This window comes from Vreelandella aquamarina (genome assembly GCF_900110265.1).
Lineage (GTDB): Bacteria > Pseudomonadota > Gammaproteobacteria > Pseudomonadales > Halomonadaceae > Vreelandella > Vreelandella aquamarina.
Window position 1 is genome coordinate 1 of the sequence record NZ_FODB01000043.1, and the last position, 21,290, is coordinate 21,290.

Genomic DNA, 21,290 nt, shown 5'->3' on the forward strand with positions numbered 1-21,290 from the left:
GGAAGTTCTCGACAGCGTCATAGTCGCTCATGCCCAGACACAGCAGGCCCAGGTAGCTCTTGATCACGTCACTGGTGCGCATGCCCAGCGTGGTGGGGAAGCGGCTGTCGATGCTGTCGACGCCAGCGATCTCGAAGCATTGCCCGATGATGGACAGCCCGGCGTGGCTGGTGAGGGTGCGGCGACTGGCGCGGAACTTTATGTTGGGCATGGCACTGTCTGGGTGAATGGCGATAATGGCTATATTGCCATGCAGGTCAGTGGGTTAGAAGTGCTTCCGGGGGCCGGTCTCACGGATTCAGGATGGCATGTGCAATGCGTGCCTATCTCGGCGGATGCTCATCACCTGATTGGGTGGCTGGAACAGGCTCTTCCGCCTGCATGGCTTCCCAGTCGTCAACGCCTATAGGCTCAAATGGCAGCTCATATTTGCCGACCGAGCCCTTAAGCCGCTGCAGAGGGCCACCGTCTGCTTTTATATCACTGGACTCATTAGATTTTTGCATCTAAGTGCCTTCTGCAGTGCGTGCGAAACTATGAATGCAGTATCACGGTAGACTCATTAACCTTAATCTACCCCAAGCGCTTTGACCACTGCATCAATCGGTTCGGCATAGAAGCTGGTTTGGAACTTGGTGAACAGCTCTCCGGGGATGGTAGGAATATCCATGGCACTGCTCATGGGCAGGGTGACGCGCTTGCCACCGGCGTCAAAGGCAACCTGCAGGCATTCTGCTAAGCTCGCGACGGGCTTCAAGCTGCCCCCTAGGCTCATGTCGCCCAGCACGACCATTTGGCTTTGGGTAGGTTTACCTACCAGGCCTGAAGAGAACGCAACCAGGCTGGCGAGTGAGAGATCGCGCAAAACGCCGCTATTTTGCAGGTCGACCACATGAAGGTGGAAATCATGCTCCAACACCTTGCGGGCTCCGCTGATGCGGCTGGCATTGGCCTTGAAGTAATCGAACGCCATTTTGACCTGCTCTTTGGCGGCCGTGGAATTCCAGAGCCCTGACATGGCCAGCTTGCCGCTGCCTGCGGTTACTTGCATTTCGATGCGATAAACTCCCGGCATGCCTTTATCGCTGAGGCCAATGGTATGCACCACGCCTGGCTTGCCTTGGCCTTCTGGAATTAGGCCGCCACCGCCCTGCTCTTTCACCGACACAAAGTGCTCTTCCAGGGTCTCTTTGTCGATGTAGCTGAAATGAACATCGTAGAACTCCATGCCACCAATCTTTTTCAGCTGCTCCTTCACGCGGCGGCGTACCTGCATGGCGTACTCAAGGCAGTCCCGTACATCGTCTTTCATCAGCCCTTGTGAACCGCCGCCATGGGGAAACATCAGCTTCAGCAGGCCCGACACCGTTTTACGTACCGCGATCACGTCACGCTGGTTGAGGTTATCACCCAACGAGAAGTAGCGATCAATCGCATCAGCGAAGCTGCGCTTGCGCATTTCACGGAAGAATTCCGCTAGGTAATCGACGATAAACCCATAGCGCTGAGTGAAGAACGAGGGGCGCATCTTGGGGATTTCCCAGCCGGGAATATAGGCATGGAAGCGGTCAAAGAAGGCAGCATCAATCATGGCATCGGGGAATGGCGTCAGCAGGTGGCTGGTTTTTACCAGCGACTCCACGCTTTGGTTGATGTTGCCGACGAACACCATCGAGGCTGAGGCTTCCATCTGTTCGCGCCCACGGGCAAAAGAACCAGAGGCCATGTAATCCTTCATGATCTGCACCCCGTCCTTATCCTTGAACGAGATACCGGCCACTTCATCGAATGCTACCAAATCCCACATGCCCACCAGGCCAATGCGCCGTGAGCTCATGTTATAGAACAGGTTAGCCACCGTGGTTTGCCCGCCAGAGACCAAAATGCTGTTGGGTGAACACTCTTTGTAGATATGGCTTTTGCCGGTGCCCCGTGGCCCTAGCTCGCAAACGTTGTAGTTGTTCTCGACAAACGGAATCATCCTGGCCAGCAGGTGCCACTGTACGCTTTCGTCTAGCTCGGCAGGTTCCATACCAATCGAGCGAATCAGCACTTCACGCCATTGAGCATTGGTGAACCCACGCCGCCCTTCAAACAGCTCGTCCATGTTCATGTGGGGCATCTGAATCGGCTTGAGCAGGCTGACACCAAACGGCGAGCTTGTTTGCCCCTCTTCATGAAAGTAGCTGAGCGTGGCAATCACCCAAATACCGCCTACCAGCAGCTTCTCGTGCTCTTTAACAATGCCTGCAGAGATTTCGGCATCTTTGATGCCCAGGTTACTGAACGCCGCTTCATAGCGATCTTTCTTCTCATTAAGACGCACCGTGACACGATCAATCACCTTGAAACTGCCGCGCTCGCGCACAATGGATTTCACTTTCTCCGCTTCATCGGGCCGCACGTAGTTATCTGTCAAAATCGCTTTGACGTTTTCCAGCCCCTTAGCGATCACCTCCGCATCGTCGGAGGCGCAGTACATACCCAACAGGTACTCCAGCACATACACGGGCACATTAGCGCCCTCTTTCACGCGCTGGGTGAGATCCTTACGCACCACGCGGCCCGCAAAGTGCGTGTTGAGCAGCGTATCCAGATCGGCGTCTTGGAGGGCGTCGGTCACGTGCGTGGCGGAAGGTGAATCAAAATCCATGTGGGCGGTCACTCCTAAACGACGAAAAAAGCACAATGCACAAACATAAAAGCTTCCCAGCTGATGACGGGCCTAGAAAAAATCATCCGTAAACGCGAGATCAATCACCACCCGGTAGCGCTCCCGCTCGGTGCCCAGGTCTTTATCGCGCAGCACCAGGAAGTAGTCATTTTTGCGGTCGAATGACGTGCCCGATAGCGAGAGGCGCACCGACTTCATGCGCTCGTTCATATTGTCGCTTGCGCTATCGAAGGTCACGACTTCTTCACTGGAAACGACCTCGCTGCCCGCGTAAATCGCCACCGACAGCGTGACCGGGCGGAGGCGCTCGCTGACCGCTTCAGTTTGCAGCAGCTCAAAGCGCTGAATGTTATTGACCATCTTCAGCGATGCCTTGGGTGAGATCACCTCCACCTTGCGACTGGTGCGCTTTTCCACCTTTTCGCCCCGCAGCTGCTGCACGGTGAGCACCGGCACCACAATTTCCTGGGGCATAATGCCCCCATGTACAAACCGCGCCCCGCCCACGAAGTGAAAACGGTGCGCGCCTTTGGGTATCCAGAACTGGGTGTCACAGGTGGTGCCTGCGGTATCGCGGGTATGGCCGTGCCACACGCTGGGGTTATCGGGCAGCGACTCGCCCAGCACATAGCGCTTTTTGCTTTTGAACGCGGAGGCAGGCTTGTCCGTAAGCGCCGTGCGGTCGGTGGCATCCAGGGCGCTACGCTGGAATAAGAAACCGTGGTCTGCCGTCACCAGCACTGTGCTGGTATTCAAATGCATCAAAATTTTGCGGGTCAGTTGATCCAGCTCATCGATGGCATCTTCGACTGCCGCAAACGTCTCGCCTTCGGTGTTAGCGGAATCTCCACGGGCATCCACCACATTGTGGTAAACGTACATCAGTTGGACGCCTTTAATTTTTTCGCGCCCCTCTTCACGGCTCCAGCCTTTTACGTCCTCGGCGGTGACGGCTAACGCCTCCCCGCCTAGCGCGGCTTTAAGTAACTTGCTGCGGTTCGCCGTACCTTGGGTGGATTGGCCATTCACCAGCACCGTATCGCTGCCCGGCTGATAGCTGAGCTCTCGGTGCGGTAACAGCGAGGCCATTCCCAGCGTGGTGTAGCTAGGCACCACACCTAACTGGCTTTTTAACGTCGCTTCACTGTAGCGCTTGGCATTAATGCGCTCACGCAGCTCTTCCGCCGCTTCATAGCGGAAGGCATCGCTTATCACCACCACCACACGCTTTTGGCGGCTAGCGGCTAGCTGGGGTTGCACCCAATCTCGGTAGAAATGCTGCTGGCTGGGGATATTGGGTAGCTTCCAGTGGGTGAGCCGCTGTTCGGCTTCCACGCGCTCGCTCCAGTTACGGGTGAGCTGGCCCAGGAACCACTCGTCGTAACAGCGCTCAACAGCGGCATCCAGGTTTTTAAGCAGCTCAACGCCGGTGGTATCCGAGGCCACGGCATAATGGCGATAGGCGGTATCAAAACGGTAGAGATCTGTTTGGTAAGCGTGGTAGAGCGCCTCAACACTCTCGTAATGAAAGCCTTTAGCATGCAGATGACGCAGGCTAAACAGCGCAATCGCCGCCGTCAGTGCGGCATACAGCTGCCGGTAGCGCTCGCGGCGGGCATCGTTTTTATGCCGAGACGCCCAATAACCGTCCAGGCGCGCCACAATGATGCTGTCGAACAGCTTCAGGTCGCGGGCATCCGCCGTGGGAATCGCCTGGCAGAGATCGACAATGATCTGCTTCTCCACCACCTCAAACGTCGCCACATGGCTTAGCTGCTCTAGCGGCACATCCTGCAGCTTGTCATCAATGCGCTGGGCATCCGCCACCCACCCGGAGATCACATCAAACGCGGGGTAAAAGCGCGAGCTATCCCGCCAGCGAGTGAGCAGCGCCCGCGAAGATGCACGAGCATTAACAGAGGGAATGGCCACCTGACGCGCCCAGTCAGGAATATCAGAAATGCTCTCGCAGTAGCCAGTAATCAATAACCGCAGCATCAGTTGGCCGAAGTTCAGCGGCGCTTCACCGTTGAGTTCTGCTTGGCTAGCGGGGTAACCCACCTCGGCCTGCAGAGCACGCACCAGCGCAGGCACCAAGGCGTACTTCTCGGCTTCGACCAACGCCGCTGGGTTCGTCTCTAACCCCAGCTCATTGGCCACCGCTTCTTCAGCCAAGTGGAACAGCAGCGTGGCCACGTCAAGAGACGTGGCCCCCACCACCACGGCCAGCATCGCCAGATCCAGCTCATCTTCACTAAGAGAAGGCGTGACCAAACGCTTCAACGCTTCGATTCGCTTACGACTGGCCAAGAACGCCTGCCGCTGCGCCAAGTGCTCGCGCAGTACATGGCGGGTTAGGCCCAGCTCGTTGAAAATCATCGAAACGCGGTCGGCGTAGAAGCGACCAGAGTACAGCTTGATATCCAACAGCCAGTCCTCTTCTGGGGCTGGCTCGGCAGAGGGAAAGTAGAGCAGCGTAGGCGTCTCAGCCTCTTCCAGCTCCAAGCGTAGCTTCACGCCCAGGGTAGACTCCCCCGCCATATTGATCACCTGAACGCCTTTCAGCGCGAGCTCATTCAGCGAATCCGCAAAGTGGCCAGGGGCGTCGTACCAGAACACAATCCGGTGGCGGTCGGTGAAGAAGGCGTGTTGTAAGCCCTGCTGGAGTTGGTCGAGCTGCATCTAGCCTCCTTGCCACATAAACGTTAAAACTTGCTGCCAGTCACGCCGCCATCTCATAGATAGCGACGTGTACTTGGACGCTAAAAGACTTAGGATTCAAAATATTATCACGTTCGGATCAGTAAAAGCGGCAGCGCTGCCTAGCCATGCACTGCTCTGCTCTGCTCTGCTCTGGCACGGGAAAATATACATCAGTCATTTTTTATCAGATTCAGCATATTGGCAGGCGCGATAAAAACGTCCTTTTTACCGACTTTATATTTTTTCAGCAGATGATACTTATCTGATAGCGCTAACAAGTCGGTTCGTGCGGTCTGATAAGCAATCCCATGGGAATTCTGATGGGATTTAATGGTGTACTCCATCCCAGGGTTATCCAACGCATTTTTTAACAGCCCCAGCTGCCGATGGTTGAGCAAACCATTGAGCTTTGATTTCTTGAGGATTTTTTCAGCCTCTCTGTACTCTCCTGCTTTGTCAGTGAGGTAGCGATGCAGATCAGCAATCGATTTTTTGATCACTTCAAGCTGATGAATAATGAAATAAGTAACATCATTACCATCCGTTTCTGTATGCAGGTATGCCGCCATGTATTGTGCGGGTGCCTGCTTCAGCACCCGAGAGATAGAGATATACTCCATCAGCCAATACCCCTCCTTGGCCATCACCCAATAGAAAAGAGCCCGTGCCGTTCTGCCATTGCCATCCACAAAGGGGTGGTCATACCCAATCATGAAGTGGACAACGATGGCCTTGATAACAGGCGGTATAAAGCTAGCCTCGTTCTCATTTTCCGCATTGACGAAGTCACATAGCTGCTGAATACGGTCATCAAGCTCTTGATAGGATGGCGGCGTATGTAGCAGCTTGTCATCGAGTGAGTACACCCTTATGTCTTCATCTGGACCTCGAAAAACACCGGCTTTATCAGCATCTTCTGTAGGTAACGTATCTTCTGTCACGATCTTATGTAATTCGCATATCATTGACTTCGTGAGTGTTTCTTCCTTGTACTCACGAATGAAACGCATGGCGTTATAGTTGTTAAGAATCATTTTTTCAGAATGATCTTTGGGTTTTCTTCCCGAACGTAGCATATCCTTGGCCACCTGGCGGGTGGTTGAAGCCCCTTCCAGTTGGCTCGAATTGATGGCTTCTTCAATCAGCGAGTTGATCAGGTAAGTTTGCTTTGTGTGAGGGTCTGAGATTTTACTGTCTGCCTTGATTGCCCCCGTCGCGTTCTCACTGATCCAGAGAATGTCACGCATCACGGTATCCGGTATGCAAAACCGAAAGGGAGCCCCCTGCTTATCCTTAAAAGATAGGTCTCTGGAAATTTTCTCTCGCGCGTTGCGCATGGCCAGCCAGTAAAGCTCGGCATCGTAACCTTTAGGCATGGCCAGATGCCTAAGCTTGTCCCAGTGTAGGTAACGGCCTTTACTGTCCGTCGGCCCAACCGCCTGACCAAAGAGCAACGCCATTTTAGCGACATCGCCACTTTTGAGCAGCTCAAGTAGCTTTTCCTGGGACGGTGGAGAGACAGGCACCTTCATCACATTGCTCCAACTACTAATTTATTAAATATTAGTATATGAGCCACAATAGGAGCTTGCTACTTATTATTTTTCTCTTCACGGCTGCCGTTCAATTTCTAGCGCTGATTCATCCCCGCAGTGAATGAAAAAATACCCTTTGGTGATACGCGATGATGAAAACGTAAACCAACCACGGCCAGATTTCTCATCGCCCTCATCATTGCCCGACCAACTGAAATCGATACGCTTGCCGCCTTCTGAAAGGCGGTAGTCAAGCTGGCCTTCAACAGCACCGAAGATAAAATAGCCGAGGCCATTTTCATCAAACCGGAAGTGGCCCGGCTCAATCAAATCGACAAAGTCCTGATCCCACGTTTCCATCCAGGTGATACGCCAACGGCCGATGGGAGTCGTCATCAAAGCTCCTTACATTGCACTTTATGGATTGATTTCATCTGCGAAGATATCATGCTCAATAGCATCCTCAATCGCGGAATCCAGGCGTATAAGAAACGCCTCAAACGACTCGCCAGGTCGCCTAGCTAACATCGCAAGGCAATTAGCTTCATCGCTTGCAGAAGCACCACAGCGCACCGGCCCAATTCTTCCGATGGTGATTTCACCCTCGTTATTAATCAGCTCTTCGATATTTTTTAGCTTCATATGTTACTTCCCCACCACTTGCTTCACTTCCGCCAACAAATCCCCAAACTTCCCGTAGTTCACCTTCACCCCATCATCCAGATCCAGCGAGATGCGCTGGTCGGCGTAGTGGCGGAGTTTTTCGTCGAGGGTGTTGAGTTCGGCTTGCTGTTTATAAAGCTTGCTTAGCTCTTTCTCAATCGCTTTTGCTTCGGCGGCGGAGGTGCTGGCGTCTTTGTCTTGCTCCAGCTTTTCCACGTAGCTGGCGAGCTTGGTGGTGAGCGGGATGACGTAGTCGGTGCGCATCTCGGCGAGGGTGCTTTCGTTGTAGCGGTGCAGGTAGACCAAGCACTCGAAGGCTTTCTGCTTGCCGGAGGAGAACAGCCAGTAGATGGGACGTTTTTTGTAGGTACGCAGGTGATCTTTGAAGAACTGGGTGCTGAGGTAGCGGCGGATGGTGTCCAGCGCGGCCTCGCCCTTCTTGGGTTTGATGGCGTGGAGGCAGAGGCTTTCGGCGACGAAATCGAGATTTTCTTGCAAATGTTCCTCGCCCCAGACGGTGCGCACGAAGTCGCGGAAGCGGTTAGTGGCGTCGTCGGGGAACCATTCCTGATCGGTGAGCGGGATGATGGCGTTTTTATCCGGGGCAAAGCTGGGTTCGGGGACCTGGGCGAGGTAGTCGCGGACGGTTTCGCCCTGGCTGGCGAGAATCAGGCCGGGCTTATCCAGCGAGTAGCGGCCCATCATGCAGCCGATGGCGTAACATATCAGTTCACAATTAGTATCTGATTTGAGTCTAAGCTGATTAAATTGCTCATCTTTAACACCTGCATATCGATAGTGCATGTTGCTGTGCAAAGTAATTTTGCTCAGCTTTACATTCGAACGAACACTTTCCACACCTAAAATAGAAGCAGTTTCAATGTTAATAACCTCTTCTAATTTCCTGCATTCCTCTACCTCTTTAACCCACTCATCAACGCATGATTCAAACGCATCACGAATACTTTCTTTTTCAATAGCTACAATAGGATTCTCTTCAAATAAAAAAGAGTTTTCATACCTATCCCAGTCTTTTTTATGCAAATCAACTAATTTTTTAGCAGCGCAAATCAAAACCTCTGAATATTGATTAGGGAAAGGAAGTTTTAGAAAATCGCCAGAGGTAAAAGAAAGTGTTGGTGCAACAATAGCAATCAAATACTCATAAATATTTGAATTTAGCAAAGATAATGCTAAAAAATAGTCATCATCACTCTCAAAAAAAGCAGAGAGGCCCACTCCATCAAATATACTACCTGAAGGTGTTGCGCGAAATGAATTTGCTGAAGACGTTAATTTTGGCCATGTAATAGATTTTCTAAAATAATATTTGGCCCCATTAAAGCCAAAGCTATTGCCATTTTTTTGAGCATATAACCTTATATCCTCACCTTCATTTTTATAATTAACTATCAGGCCTTGATTGCCATACCATTTTCTGTAGCTACCACCAGAGGCACACGGATACCATCGCTTTGTTGTTGGCTCGTCAGGAGCTTGATTTAGTTCTATCTGGATTTTTGATACTTCGTGCCATTCCCTTAAAAATATTTCATTATTACCCGTTTTAATTCCAAAACCAGCATAGCAAATATCTTTAAAACTTTTGAATTTATCGAACGCCTCAAAAATATCTTTGCTAGCCCAGTATCCGATAGGAGCACCGGGTATAGATTTGAAATTATCAGGCTTGGATTCGTACAACCAAGCGCAGTCTAGATCATTTATCGCTTCTAGAACTTTCGGAGCTTGATTTTCATGACCTTTAAAATCAGAAAGCCTTATATACTTACTTTTATAGCCTGAAAAACTTTGCTTGCTAATTGTATATGCACAAACAGGTATACATGCCGGTAAAAACGCATTGTACTCAAGCTGAATCAAAGAATTCAAGGTATGTTCAGCAAGAATTTTTCTCCTTATTTTCTCGTAGGACTTGATAAACATCCAAACGTAAGGGGTAATCAACCCCATTTCAGATCTATAATTACCTAAACTAATACACCTCTCAATAAAAACCGAGAACAAATCAGTTTTACTATTTGAGAAGTTTTCTTGAGCTAGTTTTTTTAATACTGTATTCATACCGCCACTGCCCATATACGGCGGATTCGCCACTACCGCATTGTAGCGCTGTGCCAATACCCAAGCCTGCTGCACTACCGGCACCAGCCGCTGGGCGGCGGCTTTTTGCATCATATCGCCGCTGTTGGTGAGTTCGCTTAGTTCTTCCAACAGTGCTTTCAGCGGCACTTCCCATTCATTGGGCACTTCAATCAGCGAGCCGAAGGTTTTGGCATCTTGAAAGCGCTCAATCAAGTCGGCTATTAGCTTGTAAGTGGCGTCGTTGTTGGAAAGGTCTTGCTGCTCGCTATCAAACAGGCTTTGGGATTGGCCCTGGTGCCAGTCGCCGGTGAGGTTCAGGTCGCGCCATAGGGTATTGGCATCCAGGTGTTGGCTGCTCTGCATGGCGAGTACGTTTAGGCGCACGTTGCGGGTGAGAATGCGGCGGTCGTCTTCACGTGCTTTCATCAAGAGCGCAAAGCCCGCCAACTGGGCAGCGCGGTCGTCGATGTCCAAGCCGAAAAGATTGTTTTCCAGAATCAGCTTGGGGATATCGCGGGTGCGGTAGCCACGCTCTTCGTAGATCGCCTTCAGCACGTTGTAGGCTTCTACCAGAATATGGCCGGAGCCGCAGGCGGGGTCGAGTACCTTGATGGTCTCGGGGTCGAGGCTGGCCGGGGTGATGGCGTCCAGCTGTGCCTGTACCTCGGGCTCCTGCTCGGCGGGCTCGATGTAGTACGGCATTTCGGCCTTGAGTGGCGAGCCTGGGTAGGTTTGCAGCCACTGGCGGCCTACCGAGTTCTGCACCAGATATTGAACGATCCAGTTGGGGGTGAACAGCTGGGTGGCGGCGGGGATGTCTTCGCTTTTCACCACCTTACCGATCACCTGGTCTTTTTTCTCGCTGATGTAGAACTGGTAGAGCCAGCCAATCACTTCTACATCTTGCCAGTCTTCCTCGGGAATCGCCTCGACCAGCTCGCGTATGAGTGAGTCGGTTTTGGTGAGGTTATTCGGCAGCAGCAGTTCGCTGGCGTCGTCCAGCGGTTCAAACAGAAACGGCATGGCCTCATGCAGGGCATGGCACTGGGCCAGCAGCAGCTCGCGGTAGAGGGTTTCATCCTGGGTGCCGTCGAGCTTAAGTTCACGCACGCGGGCGGTGTCTAGCCCGGGTAAATCTACCTCTAAGCATTCCTCCAGAATCTGAAACTGCCCGGCTTCGCCCCCTGCCCCACTCAGCACGCGGCGGCCGTGGTCTAGGTAGCCGTGAATCTCCATATAGCGAATGGCGCACAGGCGGTTGAACCAGCTATAGGCGGCCTGCTCTATCGCTTGGGTAAAGCCATCGCGCTGCACCCACGCGGCCAGCGCTTCCCGTGCGCCTTTCAGGTGGGCAGGCACGGTGTGGGTTTGGCCATCCTGAGCGGTCATCACCAACACATCACCCTTTTGCTCCAGGGGGGCAATCAACACACCGCCTTTGCCATCCGGGCTAATGCCCACCCGGGCCGCTTGGCGCATCATGGTGTCGATAAAGCGGGCGCGGGCTTTGGGGGCGTATTTTTTGATGTTGGCGGTGTTCATGTTAGATCCTTGAAAGTGTCTTGCAAAAAGCGCTGGCCTTGAGGGGTTAAGCGGTATTGTTGAAGGCGGCTATTGGGCTTTTCGGGCAGCGTCATTTCAATCAGCTGCTGCTGGCGTAAATTGCCTACTTGTTTATTGAGCTCACCGGAAACGCCCTTGTGACCCAGCTCACGCGCTATGGCAGCTTTACCCAGCGGCTCCTGCTGTAGTATTAACAGCACTCTGGCTGCCAGCGCTGACTCTAGCCGTGACTCTAGCCGTGACTCTAGCCGTGACTCTGACTGCACTGATTCAGCCTGGGTCACTGAAGCTGACTGCTGGATAGAAACCGGCGTTGCCAGCCGAATACTCAAACGCACGCGGTTGGCAATTTCTTCAATATGCGGTTCAGGCAGCCCTTGGACTTGGGCTTCCGAGAAAATACGCTTCACACCGCTGCCCCACTGCTCTATCAGCCCAAGCTCACGAAATACGCGGGCAATCACTGGGTTGCGAATCATCGAAACGCCGCGTTTCATGTCTTCAATCGTCATGCCGGGCATCAATAGCCCTGGGCTTTCAATCTCGATACGGTCATCAAAAAACGCAATGCGTATAGGGCTGCCCCTTTGGGAGTAGTCGCTGTGTACCAAGGCGTTAATAATCGCTTCACGCAGGATGGTCAGCGGGATACTCCACACATCGCGGCGACGCATGGCGCCAAACTCTGCCTGCTTGAAAGCATGTTTTTTGAGAAACAGCTCGATGTCATCAACCGCTTGGGGTAACGGCGCGCGAATATCTGTCTGGTCGAAAATCTCGACCTTATCGGTGCCGCGAAAACGGCCGCACTGAATCCAGGCATCTTCAAAGTGCCATTGGCGCTCGCGGCCAAACAGCAAAATTCCGCCCACGCTGGGTACTAGGCGACCTTGATAAGAGACAAGTAGCCGTAACGTGCGAAGCTTATTGTCATCAAGCAGTTGTTCGCTGCGAAAGGCTTGCTGTATGGCGTTTTGGTCAAGGTCGTCACGGCTCAGCTCAGGCATGGGCTGAACGTCAAAGGTGGTTCCGCTCGCTTGGCGCTGCATTTCTTGAATGAGGGCCAGCCCCGCCTGCCGATTGCTAGAACCAAGCCGCACCAGCACACCGTTTTCTTCGCCAAGCGCTTTGAAAAAGTGTGGGCGTGCGCTGCTCAAAAACACCTCAATACACACCAGGGTATGTTCGCCCACACTCACCAGTTCAATATTGGGCAGTAGCCGGGGGTGAATGGCATCCGCGATCATGCTGGTCAAGCGCTCTTCCATATCCAGCGGATCATCCACGCCTAGCACAGTGCCATCATCGTCAACACCAATGATCAACTGGCCACCGGCCGTATTGGCGAAGGCAACCAGTGTTTTCATCAGCGGCTTGGGCGATGATAGGTCGCGCTTGAACTCAAGCTGCTTGCCTTCTGGCTCGCTTAGGCGCTGTTCAATGGTCGCGGTGGTCATAGGTGCCTTGTTGCCTTTTCATGTTTCTTTCCGCTTCGCTGTCCCGCGTCCCAGGACACGGGACGGCAGTGAACAGGCAATATTGGTCGTGTCAACAAAAATCGCTGAGCGCTAGCGCAGCTACTTGGTTAAGCATGGCGTTAGGGGGCGTAGTGTTTGGTGATTGACTCAGGACGAACTATTCCGGGCGAAAAACATCGATCTCCAGGCCATCGATATGGCGGTAATGGCGGTCATTGGCGGTGAGCAAAGGCACCCCTGCCTCCATCGCGGTGGCGGCAATCAGGGCATCGGCCATTTGCATGTTATGGCTTAGCGCATAGCTTTCGACCAAAAACATGGCACGCGAGGATATCCCCTCTTCCAGATGGCGGATGCTTGCTTGCCAGTAGATCAGTGCCTGGCGTAGCTGCCTTAGCTCCTGCTTGTTGCGCATGCCCTGCACCAGTTCCATATAAGTGACGGCAGAGAGCCAGAAACCTGGCGCGTCATCCAGGCGCTGGGCGGCGGCGCGGTTGCCGCGCAAATTCCAGATCAGCACATCCGTGTCCACCAGCATCAGTCGCTGCCCTCGAAGGAGCGCGGCGCGCGCAAATGGCGGACTTGGGTGTCAATCTCCTGGGCGCTTGCCTCGCCCTGATCTGCCCAGAGGCCGAACGCCGGGTTGGGGGCCAAGCGCTTGTTAGGTGTGGCAGACGCCACCCCCACTAGGCGAGCACATGGCTTGCCGTGGAAGGTGATCTCTACGGTCTCGCCACGCTGGGTAGCGGCAATCAAAGCTTTGGTTTGCAAGCGCAGCTGCTTGACGTTGGCATGCATGATGACTCACCTCTGCGGTATCGCTCAGACCCGACGCGGATGAACGGGTTATTTTTAAAGTGTAACCTGCTCGTCGATACCCTGCCAACCAGGATGCTTAGGCTTGGCGATAGTCGTTGCCCCTGTTGGCGGTTCAGGGTGCGTCGGTGAATTTGGCAACAGTCTGTTGCCAAATTGCAGCGGCCCCCTGTGCTCAGCTTGTCGCTCCACTTTCAACAAAAATCGTTCGAACACTAACGCACCTGTACCCGTTTGCCCGCTGAAAGTGACCCTTCCAGCTCTTTTCTCAGCTCGTCCATAAACGCATCGACTTCCGCTTGGCTTTCCAGGTACACCCCTCTATGCACGCGGCTGAGTACGTCGCTTACACGCACTCTTGCCACGGGTTTGGGGGCATTTACCGCCGCTGGTGCTGTTGCGGTGTGCGGGTCGTACGCTTTATCACCTGGTGCCGTTTGTGGGGCTGGCTTGGGGTTCTCTGATGTTGGAGCCGGTGTTGTGGTGTTTCCCGCAGGCGCGGGCGTCTGCCGCTTGGCCGCCTCAGCCTGTGCGTTGTGAAGCGCATCCAAGCTTTCTTCTTCTAAATCAACGGCAGTTTCGGTTTGCAGCTGGTAGATTTGCGCGACGCTGACCGATTGATTGACCGAGGCTTTAAGCTGCTGCAGCGGGTGCAGCAAGCGGTTGCTGAGCTCGGCGGTGCCAATGCCGCTTTTGGCTATTTCAGCGCTTACCTTGGCGATGCGCGTGTCGATACGGGCAATGGCGTGCTGGCGTTTTTCCTCTATCAGGCGGTTGTTCACCTCATCCAGCGTGCGTACCAGGCCATCCACCTGGTTCAGCATGGCGTAAGGCGCTTCGGCGCGGTAAATACGCTCACACTCGGCCAGCGCTTGCTGGGCCTGGGTGTTTTTCTCAAGCTCCAGGCGGTTCACCGCAAACCGGTTGAGCGCTTGCTCCAGCTGTTGCCACGTGGTGAGCTGCTTGGTAAAGAAGTCGTTGAGATCGCGGTAGTCTTCTTCAACATCGAGCAGCGTGTCTTGCTGGCTGGCGACGGTTTTGAAGAAATCAAAGCTATCGTCCAGTCGCAGCAGGCGCTCCACTTCGCGCAGTGAGTTTTCAATGGCATTGCGACCGGGGAAGTTGCCCACGTCGGTTTTGCTTTTGTACGCCTCTAGCTCACGCCGCCAGTGGGATAAGCGGTCTACGTAATAGGTAAACAGCTCTTTTTCACTGGTGGGGCCAAGCTGGCCAAACAGCTCTTTGGTGAGGTTACGGGCTTTGTTGAGTACCGCATCTTCGGTTTGGCGCTTTTTCTGGAGGCGGACTTCACTGCGGCGGCGGGCGTTGTTGAGTAGCTCAAAGGCTTCTTTACCGCTGAGCGCGGGGCCAGCGGTGTGGAAGGTTAAGCGCCCAGCGGCATGCAGGCGGCCCAGAATCAGCAGCGTTTCGCCTTCCGGCCAGCCGAAAGGTCGGTTGCTAAAACGCTCAATCAGCGGGTTCAAGGGCACCGGCTCGCCGCCATGTAGCGAGATATACTGCTCTACCTCTTTCACCGCTTGGGCGTTGCCCTCTTCACCATCCAGGTTGAGGTTCTGGGTGCCCAGGTCATCGGCGGTTAATACGGCCTGCAGCTCGCGCATCGGCTCGGGGCTAAGCGCCGTGAGCTGGCTCAGCTTGTTGTAGGTGTTTTCCAGCAGGTAGCGGCAGGCCTCATCCAAACGGGTATTCAACTGGTTGCGGTTGAGATCGAGCTTTTGACCGAGCGCGTACACGTCCGCATCTAGCAGCATCTCTTCCAGGCGCACCCGCAGGCGTTTTTTGCGCTCTTGGTTTTCACGGCCACGGTCTGCCAGAATGCGCTCTACGCTGTGGTCGTTGGCCGATAGGTTCAGGCGAATAAACTTATCGGTTTTCAGCAGGGTACGCAGTTCATCGGTAAAGCGCTTATCGTCGGGCAGCTTAATCAGCACTTGCCCACCGTTATCGCCGCTTTTGTGAATGCAGCCCGCTTCGCTTAGCTGCACGTACTCCACATCCAGCGGTGAGACCACCTCCACCCTTAGCTGGCTTTGATAGCGGCCATCCAGGGTGTGGCCATCCAGGTAGCGGCCAATGCTGTAGTCGGTTTTGTTGACCGGATAGCGGTATTTGTTGCGGTCACGAAACGAGTCTTTGAAGATCAGGCTTGAGAGCTCTTTGTTCTCGTCGCTGCTGGTGACTTCCGTGGCTTTGATCTTACGGGTGATGTCACGCTCTTCATTGGTGAGGAACTGGTATTCATCGCCGTTACGGGTTATCAGGCTCTCTTTTTCCAGCCGTGCCAGGGTCGCTTCCAGCTGCTCACGAATGGCAATACGGTCATCGTCGATTTGGGTCAGCGAGAGTGTCACCAGGTTATCGACCGTACCCTTCACCAGATCCACATAGCGGATCATAAACAGCGTGCGTAGGGTTTCGACATCAAACGCCTCTAACACGGGGTTTTCGCTGGCCTGATCAATGGTGCGCTTCACCGCTGTATCAAGAAAGCCCTCTACCGCTGTATAGAAGCAGTGCATTGGTACCAGCGCGCCAATCGTCTTCTCTTGCACGGCTTTGGCGGCCATGTGGAACGCATCGAGCATGGAGCGCTCGCCATAGGCTAAGTGAGCGCCCGTCGCCCCTACCTTGCGGATCTCTTCAAAAACTTTTTGCACCAGTTGGAAGTGGTACGGCACAAAGGGGTAATTGGCGATAAAGCTTTCGACGCCTTCGATGTTTTTTAGCGTGGGGCCAGAGCGGTCAAAGGTCAGCTGGTTACGCAAAATGGAGCCTTTGGCCTCAAACACGCCTTCCAGCTCCGCGCGTGCCGGGTCGGTTTTCACCAGCAGGCGCTTTCGGATCACTTCGTCGGAGTTGGAGCTTGAGAGCGATAAGCGGGTTTTGAAGCGTCCGGCGATTTTGGAAAAATCGTTGGCTTTTGAGGCGGTCATTTCGCCTAGCACGGCATCCATATCCGCCTGGGAGGTGACCACGATCCAGGCACGCCCACCGCAAATCGTGCCCAGGTTTTCGGTGAGCGTTTGCAGAGTCAACATTAAGCGTGTGTCGCTGCCAATGAACTGGCCCACTTCATCCACCATGAACACCATGCGCTGGGTAGCTGACTGCGACTCCAAAAACTCTTTCACCCAGTGGCAGAAGTTCTCTACCGAAACGCTGAAGTTGGTTTCAGATTCCTCAAACCATTTATGCGCCGCTTCAGGAGAGAGATCGAGCGCGGCACCAATCGCTTGCTCGATATCGTCCTGGTAGAACTGATAGCCGTCTCGCTCCTCTTCCCACACCACACCACTGGCCTCGTTAAAGGCCTGCTTAAAACGCTCATACACACCGCGTTTTTCTAGGTGGCGCTCCATATGAGCAATGTGCGGGTAATCAGAGCTAAAGCCTTGGTGCTCGTTAAACACGCGCAGGAAGACGTTCAGGATGGGGTTGCCGTCGTCATTCGAGCTGGCCTTGCTGTCGATGTTGAACAGCACCACGTGGGCCGGTTCACGGACAGCCTTGGCGATGTCTGCCCGGATAGAGCTGTCTACCAGCTTCTGCTCATCAAAAAAATCAGCGGCCCGCTTGGCCTGGCCGTTGGCATCAAACGCTTCCGTGTTGGCGAGTAGGTAAGAGAGCGTTTTCAAAAAGTGAGATTTACCCGACCCAAAGAAGCCACTCACCCAAACGCCCACGCGATTGGCGATGGAAGGGTCATCCAAGGGGCTGGTGTAGGACTCAAAAAAAGCACGAAAGTGCTTTTCTAACTCATTGGTGACGACATACTCATCCAGCTCCTGGTAGATGGTTTCCTGGTCACGCTGGTCGGCCTTGACCACGCCGTTGATTGACCGGCTAAGCGGTTTGAGGAAGAGCTCTTGAATGTGCATATCTGTCCTGTAAATGTTTAAACCCTGAGTTTTGAAAGCACTGCTTAACCACAACCGACTTTTGACAGCTGCCCACACTGTCGTCCGGCCTCATCTATGGGGCTTCATCACTGTAGAAGGCTCTGCGATAACGTTAACAGTCACGGCTCACAACCGGGGCGAACGTAACACACCATAAGGCAACACGCCGCACTAAGGCACGAGCGCGAACGCACGGTAGTAGTTGTTGCTTTTGATCTGCTTAAACAGCGACATCGTCTGCCCGTCGTAACGGCCTGGGTAGAACAACACCAGCGGCTTATGACCGAGTGGCCCGTGTAGGGCATTTAACAAGCTGTGCGCACGTACCATGGGCCACAGGCTGCCAACACCGGTGAGCAATACGATATCAGGCTCATGCGACAAAGAGTGTCGGATGAGGTACGGGGCGAACTTGTCCATGTGCAGCGGCCCACGCAGCGCCTTGAGCAGGGCTGCATCGCCTTTGCTTTTTTGCATGGCAATGGCTTTATCCAGGAAGCCGCGCTCGGCCAGGTAATCCTTTAGGACTTCCAGCAGGTTGACCTGTGCCATTTTGATATCAGGGTACTGCCGTGCCATTAACGAGGGGAGGAAATTCAGATAGGCACGCACCTGGAGTTCATGTTCAGGGGCGTAATCAAAAATCCAAAAGCCAATTTCGTTACCCAGCCCCTGGCCCGCTAAAAAATCGGGCCGAGTGATTTTCTCAGCGACTTGGTTCAACCGTGCCCGTAGCTGATCATCCTCGTGGTGGCTAAAACCGCTGGGGGGTGGGTAGTGATTGCTCTGTGACATGCGGATGCGTCCCTGTGTCTAGCATGTTTGATGCAAGGCATTTTTAATGCAAAAGGCTTATTTTTGATAAGACTATGTCGCTTGCCACCTGCGTTGCAAGGTCTACTTAGTCGCGTTTTGACGTCAGCAATGAGAGTAGAGGGATAAAATTACCGCAACTGGCGACAACAGGCACTCAAGCGGACGTGCTGGTAGGTTTCAAGCAAGCTTTTTACTTCTGGACGCAGCAGCAAGGGCTGTAACTTGCGCGAGCGGCTAGACGCCAATACGCCGACTTCTGCCAACATACGATACACCACCTGCCCCATTTTACGTTTGGAGCTTTCCGCCCACCCTGCTATTGCTTCATCACGATGGGCACGCTCGGCTAAAAACTCATCCCATTGGTAGGCCTGAAGCGCCTCCGCCTGGGTTAAGAAAGCATCGGCGACGACACTTTCAAGAAACTCCACTAATAGCAGGTTACGTGCCATGGCCGCACAGAAAGACACCTGTGTGGCTAGCTGGTCGTCGCCATCGCGCAGCGCTTGCCAAAACGGTGGCTCCAGCTTCTCCAGACGCTTGCGAATCGCCTGCCCTGTACGCTTGGCAGTGGCGGGACGGTTCTTCTGAAGGCGGTTATCAACGATGATTGCTTGATGCCACTGCTCTTCATCGGCATCAGACAGCAGCAAATCGGCAACGGCGCGGCTCTCGCGCACCATCAGCCCACCGCCGATCAAGTCAGAATTGTAGCTGAAAGAACCAGTCACTGAGTATTCACCTATACCGTTCGTGTAGCGTCCTATTCCTATTAGGGCGCAGCTCAATAAACAGCATCATCGTATTGATGCATGATCGCCAGGAATCAGTGAGTCAAAGGGGCGCTTGAGGGGAATATAGAGCCAACTTGCAAGTAGTATTCGGCATACTCAGCGGCAATAGCTGGAAATAATAGTAGACCAGAAATGGAGGCGGCCCCAAAAGCCACATCCCGGCACACGCAGCCACCACTACCGTTGCTCCCTTCCGGGCCTGGCGGGGTTCGCAGTTTAGCGTTGCGGGAGGACCTAAGGGGCCACCATAGTCGTATGCTGTTGAACTGCATACTTGCGCTGATTGGTGGCTACGCCCTGATTTGAACAGGGGACCCCATCATTATGAGTGATGTGCTCTAACCAGCTGAGCTACGTAGCCTTTTCGACATCAGCGGGTGCAGATTATGCCTATATGAGTGAAAAAAGGCAAGCCGAAACGGCCTACCTTTTTTATTGCATACCTCACTCAGCTCAACCGAGCTTACAGCGCTGCTTTTACAACAGGCAGTGCTTCTTCGCCTTCACGCGTTGTCACACCCTCTAACCAAGCATCAAGGATCTCAGGGTTATCATTGAGATACGTGCGCGCCGCCTCACGCGGCTCAACGCCTTCATCCATAATGGCGCTCATTAATTGGTTTTCCATTTCCAACGTAAACGTCATATTGTTGAGCAGTTCACCCACATTGGGGCAGGACTCCACAAACCCGGCGCGAGTGTTGGTGTAAACCGTCGCCCCACCAAGGTTGGGGCCGAAATAATCATCCGCGTCGGAGAGATAGGCCATCTCAAAGTTACTGTTCATCGGATGCGGCTCCCACCCCAGAAACACCATCCACGTTTCATTCGGCACCCGCGCGCGGAGTTCGGCCAACATCCCCGCCTCGCTGGAATCGACCACCTGCCAGTCACCTAACCCATAGGCGTTATCGTCGATCATTTGCTCAATGAGCTCGTTACCGTCGTTCCCTGCTTCAATACCGTGAATGCGCTGCTCAAACTGATCTGCGTGCTCGGCTAAATCATTAACGGAGGTCACGCCAGCGTCATACACATACTGCGGCACGGCGAGGGTGTACTTAGCCCCTTCGAGATTCGCGACCAAACGCTCTACTTCACCACGCTCAATGTACGGATCGCTGATCGATGCCATCGATGGCATCCAATTACCCAAAAACACATCAAAATCATTGTTGCGTATCCCTGCATAAGCGATGGGCACCGAGACAGTATCCACGCGGGGCTCGTAGCCCAGCGCTTCCAGCACTTCACTCGCCAGCGCCGTGGTCACCGTAATATCGGTCCAGCCCACCTCAGCAAAACGTACGCTACTACATTCACTCGCGAAGGCCGTCACCGGTAAAAAAGCAGTGACGAATAGAGCACTTAAACGACGTTTAGATAGCTGTTGCATACATATTTCCCTCGTTGTCTGTTGTATTGATACGCCCTCTGCAAACGGTCGATGCAGGAGTAAGAAACCAGCAGACACACTTTTATTGATTGAACGTTCAATAAAAAAATGCCATTATATTCAGGTAACCATGCCTACTCCTGCTTTTCAAGGCGAGGAGCCAATGGGCATTCAACGTCATTAGGAGATAGCTGTGCCTAAGGTGGGAATGGAACCAATACGCCGCCAGCAGTTAATCAAGGCTACGATGGCGGCCATTGATGAGGTTGGCCTTGCCGAAGCGACGGTCATGCGCATCGCCCGTCACGCGGGGGTTTCCGCAGGCATTATCAGCCACTACTTTGGCGGTAAAGATGGCCTGCTCGAAGCCACGATGCGACAAATTTTGACGGACTTAAGCGATGCCGTCGCCGCGCGGCGCCATGCCTTAGAAGACGATTCACCGCGTGCGCACATTGGCGCCATTATTGAAGGCAACTTTGATCGCACCCAGGTCACCGGACCCGCCGCTAAGACGTGGTTAGCCTTCTGGGCCAGCAGCATGCACAAGCCCGTACTTCAGCGGCTTCAGTATGTGAACGACCGTCGTCTTTACGCCAACCTATGTCATCAATTTCAACGTGTCATGCCCAAAGCGGATGCCCGCAACGCCGCTCGTGGCCTAGCCGCCATGATCGATGGTTTATGGCTGCGCGGTGCGTTAACGCCTGAAGGCCTGGATGCCGCAGAAGCGCGCTATCTTGCGCACACCTATCTCGACCAGTTACTGACTCATTACGGATGCTATCAAGACGCATCCACTGCCGATTTTAAATAAGGAGATCAA

14 protein-coding genes, 1 tRNA gene, 1 other RNA gene and 1 pseudogene are annotated in these 21,290 nt (G+C 53.6%); 1 reads left to right on the forward strand and 16 read right to left on the reverse strand.

All coding sequences use genetic code 11. The annotated features are described in order from the left end of the window. From BMY49_RS12140 to BMY49_RS12220, 16 genes and pseudogenes are all read right to left on the reverse strand, one after another. Nucleotides 1–211, reverse strand: a pseudogene (locus tag BMY49_RS12140) (IS1380 family transposase); the annotation flags it as partial. Nucleotides 212–568: 357 nt separating this feature from the next. Then, nucleotides 569–2,653: a protease Lon-related BREX system protein BrxL gene (gene brxL / locus BMY49_RS12150; protein WP_089675687.1), complete on the reverse strand. Its 2,085-nt coding sequence runs from the start codon at nucleotides 2,651–2,653 to the stop codon at nucleotides 569–571. A gap of 72 nt (nucleotides 2,654–2,725) precedes the next feature. Further along, on the reverse strand, nucleotides 2,726–5,356 hold the full coding sequence (pglZ, locus tag BMY49_RS12155; protein WP_089675688.1) for a BREX-1 system phosphatase PglZ type A: 2,631 nt from the start codon (nucleotides 5,354–5,356) through the stop codon (nucleotides 2,726–2,728). 191 nt (nucleotides 5,357–5,547) lie between these two features. Beyond that, nucleotides 5,548–6,909 (reverse strand): Fic family protein, encoded by a 1,362-nt coding sequence (locus tag BMY49_RS12160; protein WP_062374378.1) that lies wholly within the window; start codon nucleotides 6,907–6,909, stop codon nucleotides 5,548–5,550. 78 nt (nucleotides 6,910–6,987) lie between these two features. Beyond that, complete coding sequence (locus BMY49_RS12165; RefSeq protein WP_208596197.1) at nucleotides 6,988–7,308, reverse strand: hypothetical protein; 321 nt, start codon at nucleotides 7,306–7,308, stop codon at nucleotides 6,988–6,990. A 21-nt stretch (nucleotides 7,309–7,329) separates the two neighbouring features. Next, nucleotides 7,330–7,554 carry a hypothetical protein gene (locus BMY49_RS12170; protein WP_089675689.1) on the reverse strand — a complete coding sequence of 75 codons (225 nt, stop codon included), beginning with the start codon at nucleotides 7,552–7,554 and terminating at the stop codon, nucleotides 7,330–7,332. 3 nt (nucleotides 7,555–7,557) lie between these two features. Then, nucleotides 7,558–11,223 carry a BREX-1 system adenine-specific DNA-methyltransferase PglX gene (pglX, locus tag BMY49_RS12175; RefSeq protein WP_089675690.1) on the reverse strand — a complete coding sequence of 1,222 codons (3,666 nt, stop codon included), beginning with the start codon at nucleotides 11,221–11,223 and terminating at the stop codon, nucleotides 7,558–7,560. Continuing rightward, complete coding sequence (locus BMY49_RS12180) at nucleotides 11,220–12,701, reverse strand: AlbA family DNA-binding domain-containing protein (RefSeq protein ID WP_089675691.1); 1,482 nt, start codon at nucleotides 12,699–12,701, stop codon at nucleotides 11,220–11,222. The genes pglX and BMY49_RS12180 overlap by 4 nt, the downstream gene beginning before the upstream one ends. A 178-nt stretch (nucleotides 12,702–12,879) precedes the next feature. Further along, nucleotides 12,880–13,260, reverse strand: a complete 381-nt coding sequence (locus BMY49_RS12185) for a type II toxin-antitoxin system VapC family toxin (protein WP_089675692.1) — start codon at nucleotides 13,258–13,260, stop codon at nucleotides 12,880–12,882. Then, complete coding sequence (locus tag BMY49_RS12190) at nucleotides 13,260–13,520, reverse strand: type II toxin-antitoxin system Phd/YefM family antitoxin (protein ID WP_062374361.1); 261 nt, start codon at nucleotides 13,518–13,520, stop codon at nucleotides 13,260–13,262. The genes BMY49_RS12185 and BMY49_RS12190 overlap by 1 nt, the downstream gene beginning before the upstream one ends. 233 nt (nucleotides 13,521–13,753) lie before the next feature. Next, a complete protein-coding gene (brxC, locus tag BMY49_RS12195; RefSeq protein WP_089675693.1) occupies nucleotides 13,754–17,437 on the reverse strand; it encodes a BREX system P-loop protein BrxC in 3,684 nt (1,227 codons plus the stop codon). 192 nt (nucleotides 17,438–17,629) lie between these two features. After that, nucleotides 17,630–18,253 carry a DUF1788 domain-containing protein gene (locus tag BMY49_RS12200; RefSeq protein ID WP_201786181.1) on the reverse strand — a complete coding sequence of 208 codons (624 nt, stop codon included), beginning with the start codon at nucleotides 18,251–18,253 and terminating at the stop codon, nucleotides 17,630–17,632. A 149-nt stretch (nucleotides 18,254–18,402) separates the two neighbouring features. Continuing rightward, nucleotides 18,403–19,005, reverse strand: a complete 603-nt coding sequence (locus tag BMY49_RS12205; RefSeq protein WP_089675694.1) for a DUF1819 family protein — start codon at nucleotides 19,003–19,005, stop codon at nucleotides 18,403–18,405. Nucleotides 19,006–19,210: 205 nt separating this feature from the next. Next, nucleotides 19,211–19,307, reverse strand: an RNA gene (ffs, locus tag BMY49_RS12210) — signal recognition particle sRNA small type. A 45-nt stretch (nucleotides 19,308–19,352) separates the two neighbouring features. Continuing rightward, nucleotides 19,353–19,429, reverse strand: a tRNA-Met gene (locus BMY49_RS12215). Nucleotides 19,430–19,531: 102 nt separating this feature from the next. Next, complete coding sequence (locus BMY49_RS12220) at nucleotides 19,532–20,464, reverse strand: choline ABC transporter substrate-binding protein (RefSeq protein ID WP_062359358.1); 933 nt, start codon at nucleotides 20,462–20,464, stop codon at nucleotides 19,532–19,534. Between the two features lie 208 nt (nucleotides 20,465–20,672). On the opposite strand from BMY49_RS12220, the gene betI reads away from it, so the two are divergent. Beyond that, on the forward strand, nucleotides 20,673–21,281 hold the full coding sequence (betI, locus tag BMY49_RS12225; RefSeq protein ID WP_044628022.1) for a transcriptional regulator BetI: 609 nt from the start codon (nucleotides 20,673–20,675) through the stop codon (nucleotides 21,279–21,281). Nucleotides 21,282–21,290: the final 9 nt, after the last annotated feature.

Excerpts from the sequence above, each read along its gene's own strand:
- BMY49_RS12200 (WP_201786181.1), bottom strand. The coding sequence starts at position 18,253 with ATGTCACAGAGCAATCACTACCCACCCCCCAGCGGTTTTAGCCACCAC.
- BMY49_RS12165 (WP_208596197.1), bottom strand. The coding sequence starts at position 7,308 with ATGACGACTCCCATCGGCCGTTGGCGTATCACCTGGATGGAAACGTGG.
- BMY49_RS12160 (WP_062374378.1), bottom strand. The coding sequence starts at position 6,909 with ATGAAGGTGCCTGTCTCTCCACCGTCCCAGGAAAAGCTACTTGAGCTG.
- BMY49_RS12180 (WP_089675691.1), bottom strand. The coding sequence starts at position 12,701 with ATGACCACCGCGACCATTGAACAGCGCCTAAGCGAGCCAGAAGGCAAG.
- betI (WP_044628022.1), top strand. The coding sequence starts at position 20,673 with ATGGAACCAATACGCCGCCAGCAGTTAATCAAGGCTACGATGGCGGCC.
- BMY49_RS12170 (WP_089675689.1), bottom strand. The coding sequence starts at position 7,554 with ATGAAGCTAAAAAATATCGAAGAGCTGATTAATAACGAGGGTGAAATC.
- BMY49_RS12190 (WP_062374361.1), bottom strand. The coding sequence starts at position 13,520 with ATGCATGCCAACGTCAAGCAGCTGCGCTTGCAAACCAAAGCTTTGATT.
- pglX (WP_089675690.1), bottom strand. The coding sequence starts at position 11,223 with ATGAACACCGCCAACATCAAAAAATACGCCCCCAAAGCCCGCGCCCGC.
- brxL (WP_089675687.1), bottom strand. The coding sequence starts at position 2,653 with ATGGATTTTGATTCACCTTCCGCCACGCACGTGACCGACGCCCTCCAA.
- brxC (WP_089675693.1), bottom strand. The coding sequence starts at position 17,437 with ATGCACATTCAAGAGCTCTTCCTCAAACCGCTTAGCCGGTCAATCAAC.
- BMY49_RS12185 (WP_089675692.1), bottom strand. The coding sequence starts at position 13,260 with ATGCTGGTGGACACGGATGTGCTGATCTGGAATTTGCGCGGCAACCGC.
- pglZ (WP_089675688.1), bottom strand. The coding sequence starts at position 5,356 with ATGCAGCTCGACCAACTCCAGCAGGGCTTACAACACGCCTTCTTCACC.
- BMY49_RS12220 (WP_062359358.1), bottom strand. The coding sequence starts at position 20,464 with ATGCAACAGCTATCTAAACGTCGTTTAAGTGCTCTATTCGTCACTGCT.